The organism is Gelidibacter sp., assembly GCF_039916245.1.
In the GTDB taxonomy this organism is placed as follows: domain Bacteria; phylum Bacteroidota; class Bacteroidia; order Flavobacteriales; family Flavobacteriaceae; genus Gelidibacter.
The window spans coordinates 1-4935 of sequence record NZ_JBDSLS010000106.1 but is presented as its reverse complement, the minus strand read 5'-3'; the positions used below and the strand labels follow the sequence as shown (position 1 = coordinate 4935).

The 4935-nt window shown below is 39.3% G+C and carries 3 protein-coding genes and 2 pseudogenes; 4 read left to right on the top strand and 1 reads right to left on the bottom strand.

From position 1 onward, the window contains the following. Positions 1-147: 147 nt before the first annotated feature. Positions 148-533 (bottom strand): annotated as a pseudogene (locus ABIQ28_RS05230) (M24 family metallopeptidase); the annotation flags it as partial. A gap of 156 nt (positions 534-689) precedes the next feature. Between ABIQ28_RS05230 and ABIQ28_RS05225 the strand changes: the two are divergent. The 4 genes and pseudogenes from ABIQ28_RS05225 to ABIQ28_RS05210 form a co-directional block, all read left to right on the top strand. After that, a complete protein-coding gene (locus ABIQ28_RS05225) occupies positions 690-1361 on the top strand; it encodes a succinate dehydrogenase cytochrome b subunit (RefSeq protein WP_348035823.1) in 672 nt (223 codons plus the stop codon). 12 nt (positions 1362-1373) lie between these two features. Further along, positions 1374-3371 carry a fumarate reductase/succinate dehydrogenase flavoprotein subunit gene (locus ABIQ28_RS05220; RefSeq protein WP_348035821.1) on the top strand — a complete coding sequence of 666 codons (1998 nt, stop codon included), beginning with the start codon at positions 1374-1376 and terminating at the stop codon, positions 3369-3371. Between the two features lie 11 nt (positions 3372-3382). Then, entirely contained in the window at positions 3383-4129 is a 747-nt protein-coding gene (locus tag ABIQ28_RS05215; RefSeq protein WP_348035819.1) for a succinate dehydrogenase/fumarate reductase iron-sulfur subunit, read from the top strand. A gap of 76 nt (positions 4130-4205) precedes the next feature. Further along, a pseudogene (locus ABIQ28_RS05210) lies at positions 4206-4935 on the top strand (DNA mismatch repair protein MutS); the annotation flags it as partial.

Here is a 4935-nt window from a genome sequence, read left to right as displayed (position 1 = left end):
GATTGAAACTTTAAGAAAACTCAATCGCTATGTCTTTGATTTGGTGCCGGCATAAAAAACTTGAAAGTCCCATCGCTTCCGGATGAAAACCTCTCAGGTTTGAAGTACAATAACGAAGGCACTTTTTTCAAGTGCCTTCCTCTTATTCTATGAATTCATTAATTCTTCAATCTCCTCCATTTCAATAGGAAAATTCCCCATCAAGTTAAAAGGTTGGCCTGTCTTTAGATGATCAAATCGTCTTCCAATCGGATGTCGAAACCTTCTTCGGGAATATAAATACCAGGTTCGACAGTAAAAATCATATTGGCTTGCATGGGCTCGGTTAAAATTCCATAGTCATGCGTATCTAAGCCCAAGTTGTAACTTGTACCATGCATAAAGTACTTGTTGTATGCTGACCACTCTTTTTTCTCATTTTGAACATCGGCCTTATCCAATAATTTCAAACCTAACAATTGTGAGGTCATGATTTTTCTAACTTCTATATAGTAGTCTTCACAGATCATTCCTGGAATCAGCATTTTTGAAGCATTATATAAAACAAACTCATAGCATCTGAAGGAATTTGGATACTATAAAACTTATTTTTTAATTAAACTCATTCCAAATAAGTATAATTAAATCTATTTTTTGGGTTTCAAACGTTTGAGACGTATCTTTGCGGCACAATAAACTAACTTCAAAAGATGAGCGGAATTTTTAATTCTTCAGTTGGAAGAAAGTTTGCCATGGCACTTTCAGCATTCTTCCTAATGATTTTCCTAGTACAACATTTTGCAATTAACATCCTTTCAGTGTTTAGTGCAGACGTTTTCAACAACGTTTCCCATTTCATGGGAACGAATTGGGTGGTACAATATATTGCGCAACCCATTTTAATTTTCGGTGTGCTTTTTCACTTTGTGATGGGCTTCGTATTGGAAATAAAAAACAAAAAGGCAAGATCCATTGCTTATGCCAAGAATAACGGCAGTGCCAATTCTACTTGGATGAGCAGAAACATGATTTACACCGGTGGTGTTATTTTTCTTTTTCTTGGTCTTCATTTTTACGATTTTTGGTTTCCAGAAATCAATGTGAAATTCATTAATGGCGACATGTCTGGATTACTCCCAAGTGGCGATTACCGTTATTATGAGCACTTACATCATAAATTTGTAGACGGATGGCGTGTGGCGATTTACTGCCTTGCTTTTGTGTTCTTATCATTACACTTATTACATGGTTTCAGCTCCGCATTTCAGTCGGTAGGCGCCAATAATAAATATACAAGAGGATTAAAAGGATTTGGTAAAGCTTATGCAATATTGATCCCAGCAGGATTTATTTTCATCGCTCTCTACCTTCACTTCAACTAAAAAACATCTAATATGGCTTTAGATTCTAAAATACCAGAAGGTCCACTTGCAGATAAGTGGACTAATTATAAAAATCATATAAATCTGGTCAATCCAGCCAACAAACGTAACATTGATGTTATCGTGATTGGAACAGGATTGGCAGGAGGTTCTGCTGCGGCAACGTTGGCAGAATTGGGTTATAACGTAAAAGCGTTCTGTTTTCAGGATTCTCCACGTCGTGCGCACTCGATTGCTGCACAAGGAGGAATCAACGCTGCAAAAAACTATCAAGGTGATGGCGACTCCACCTACAGATTATTTTATGATACTGTAAAAGGTGGCGATTACCGCTCCCGTGAAGCTAACGTGTATCGTTTAGCAGAAGTATCAGGAAATATCATTGACCAATGTGTGGCACAAGGAGTTCCTTTTGCTCGTGAATATGGAGGTCTTTTGGACAACCGTTCTTTCGGAGGTGTATTGGTGTCCCGTACATTTTATGCCGCTGGACAAACAGGACAACAATTATTATTAGGCGCTTACTCTGCCATGAATCGCCAAATCGGTCGTGGAAAGATTGCCATGTACAACCGACACGAAATGTTGGATGTCGTTATTGTTGGAGGAAAAGCCAGAGGTATTATCGCAAGAGATTTAGTTACTGGAAAAATTGAACGTCATTCTGCTCATGCTGTCGTGATAGGTTCTGGAGGTTACGGTAACGTATTCTTCTTATCCACAAACGCCATGGGTAGTAACGTGACAGCCGCTTGGAAAGCTCATAAACGTGGTGCATTTTTCGCAAACCCATGTTATACACAAATACACCCAACCTGTATTCCAGTATCTGGAGAACATCAATCAAAATTGACTTTGATGTCTGAATCACTTCGTAATGACGGACGTATTTGGGTACCAAAAAACATGGCGGATGTTCAAGCTATTAGAGACGGGAAATTAAAACCAATAGATATTCCTCACGAAAATAGAGATTACTATTTGGAACGTCGTTATCCAGCTTTTGGAAACTTGGTGCCTCGTGATGTGGCCTCTCGTGCAGCAAAAGAACGTTGCGATGCAGGATATGGTGTGAACAAAACTGGTGAAGCCGTCTTCTTAGATTTCGCTTCAGCTATTGAGCGTTACGGAAAAGAGCGTGCTCATATCAGAGGTTTGGATGAGAACGATGCCAAATTAGTCAAAAAATCAGGTCAGGAGGTCATCAAAGAAAAGTATGGCAACCTGTTCCAGATGTACGAAAAAATCGTGGATCAAGACCCATATGAAACCCCAATGATGATCTATCCTGCGGTACATTATACCATGGGCGGACTTTGGGTAGATTACAACTTAATGACCACCGTTCCTGGATTATATTCTATTGGAGAAGCCAACTTCTCTGACCATGGTGCCAACCGTTTGGGAGCATCGGCATTGATGCAAGGTTTAGCGGATGGTTATTTTGTATTACCATATACTATTGGCGACTATTTAGCTCAAGATATTAGAACGGGCGCAATTCCAACAAATACGCCTGAATTCGACGAGGCAGAAAAGAACATCCAAGACAGTTTGGATCACTTGATCAATAATAAGGGTTCACATTCTGTTGACCATTTCCATAAAAAACTTGGAAAGATCATGTGGGACAAATGTGGAATGGCTCGTAACGCCGAAGGTTTAAAAGAAGCGATCGTTGAAATTGCAGCACTTCGTAAAGAATTTTGGAAAGAAGTGAGAGTTCCTGGAGTTCAACATGAATACAACGAAGAATTAGCGAAAGCAATGCGCGTTGCTGACTACTTAGAATTAGGTGAACTTTTCGCAAAAGATGCGCTTGAAAGAGAAGAATCCGCAGGAGGCCATTTTAGAGAAGAATACCAAACTGAAGAAGGTGAAGCCTTAAGACGTCCAGAATTCCAATATGTTGCGGCATGGGAATACAAGGGCGAACCAAAAGACGCTGTCCTTCATAAAGAAGAATTGGTGTACGAGAATATTGAAGTGAAAGAGAGAAGTTATAAATAAGAAGGAACGTTATGAAATTAACCTTAAAAATATGGCGTCAAAAAAACGCTGACACCAAAGGAAAAATAATCGATTATCCAATTGATGGTATTGAAGGCGATATGTCTTTCCTCGAAATGTTGGACATTTTAAACGAAGAGCTCATCAACAAAGGTGAAGAGCCAGTAGCATTTGACCATGACTGTCGTGAAGGCATTTGCGGTACCTGCTCACTTTTTATCAATGGCGAAGCACACGGACCTGATACGGGCATCACGACTTGTCAATTGCACATGCGTATGTTTAAAGATGGAGACACTATTTATATTGAACCATTTAGAGCCAATGCATTTCCTGTCATCAAAGACTTGGTAGTGGATAGAAGTTCCTTTGATCGTATTCAGCATGCAGGTGGATTTATTTCAGTAAACACTTCTGGAAACACCATCGACGCTAACACTATTCCAATTAACAAACACGATGCCGATGCAGCGTTTGAAGCAGCAACCTGTATTGGTTGTGGTGCGTGTGTGGCGAGTTGTAAAAACTCTTCGGCCATGTTATTTGTAGCTGCCAAAGTCTCTCAATTTGCCTTATTACCTCAAGGAAAAATTGAAGCAACAGACCGTGTTTTAAATATGGTGAAACAAATGGACGACGAAGGATTTGGTAACTGTACCAATACAGGAGCTTGCGAAGTAGAATGTCCTAAAGGCATCACGCTTGAAAGCATTGCACGTATGAACCGTGAGTATTTGGCAGCCAGTCTAAAAGGCTAACAAATCCCATAATAAAATCTTAAATCCCAAGTGAAAACTTGGGATTTTTTGTTTCTTTGAATTTCAAATTAAGAAAATGAACACCCCAAACACATACTACCAACAACATCTAGACAGCTATCAAGTAGAAGTATCAGCACTTTACAAAAGAATGACGCTCCTTAGCATTCTTCGGCTTTTAGTATTTCTATTCACGGCATTTGGTATTTATATGACCTATACCAATTGGCAAATTTCAGTTGCAATTGCTGTTATCGGTATCGGTGTTTTTATAGTGCTACTTACAAAATACACCAATATTAAAGCCGAACGACGGTTAAAATTGGCCTTAGTAGCTATCAACCAAACAGAATTAGAGATTGCTGATGGGAATTTCCATAATCGACCTGATGGATTAGAATTTCAAGATCCACTGCACTTTTACAGTCTGGATATCGATTTGTTTGGTCGGGGATCCTTTTTTCAATTCATTAATAGAACTTCTATTTATGAAGGTTCTCAAAAATTAGCCGATACCTTAAAGGCCAATAATGTCAACGACATTGTACAACGCCAAGAAGCCATCAAAGAACTCGCTTCCAATCCCGAATGGCGCCAATTATATTCCGCCACGGCCAGTTTAATCAAGGTAGAAACCTCAGCAAGCACCATCATTCATTGGTTGAAAAACAACAAGTCTTTTTTACCAAAAATCATGACCTGGTTACCTTACGCTTTTTTGGGTGGAACTGTAATTATATTTTCCTTCTTCTTTCTTGACCTCTTGAGTGCTGGATTTTTAGGCTATTGGCTTTTATTGGGCTTAG

Coding starts and splice junctions, on each gene's coding strand:
- ABIQ28_RS05225 (WP_348035823.1), top strand. CDS start 690: ATGAGCGGAATTTTTAATTCTTCAGTTGGAAGAAAGTTTGCCATGGCA.
- ABIQ28_RS05220 (WP_348035821.1), top strand. CDS start 1,374: ATGGCTTTAGATTCTAAAATACCAGAAGGTCCACTTGCAGATAAGTGG.
- ABIQ28_RS05215 (WP_348035819.1), top strand. CDS start 3,383: ATGAAATTAACCTTAAAAATATGGCGTCAAAAAAACGCTGACACCAAA.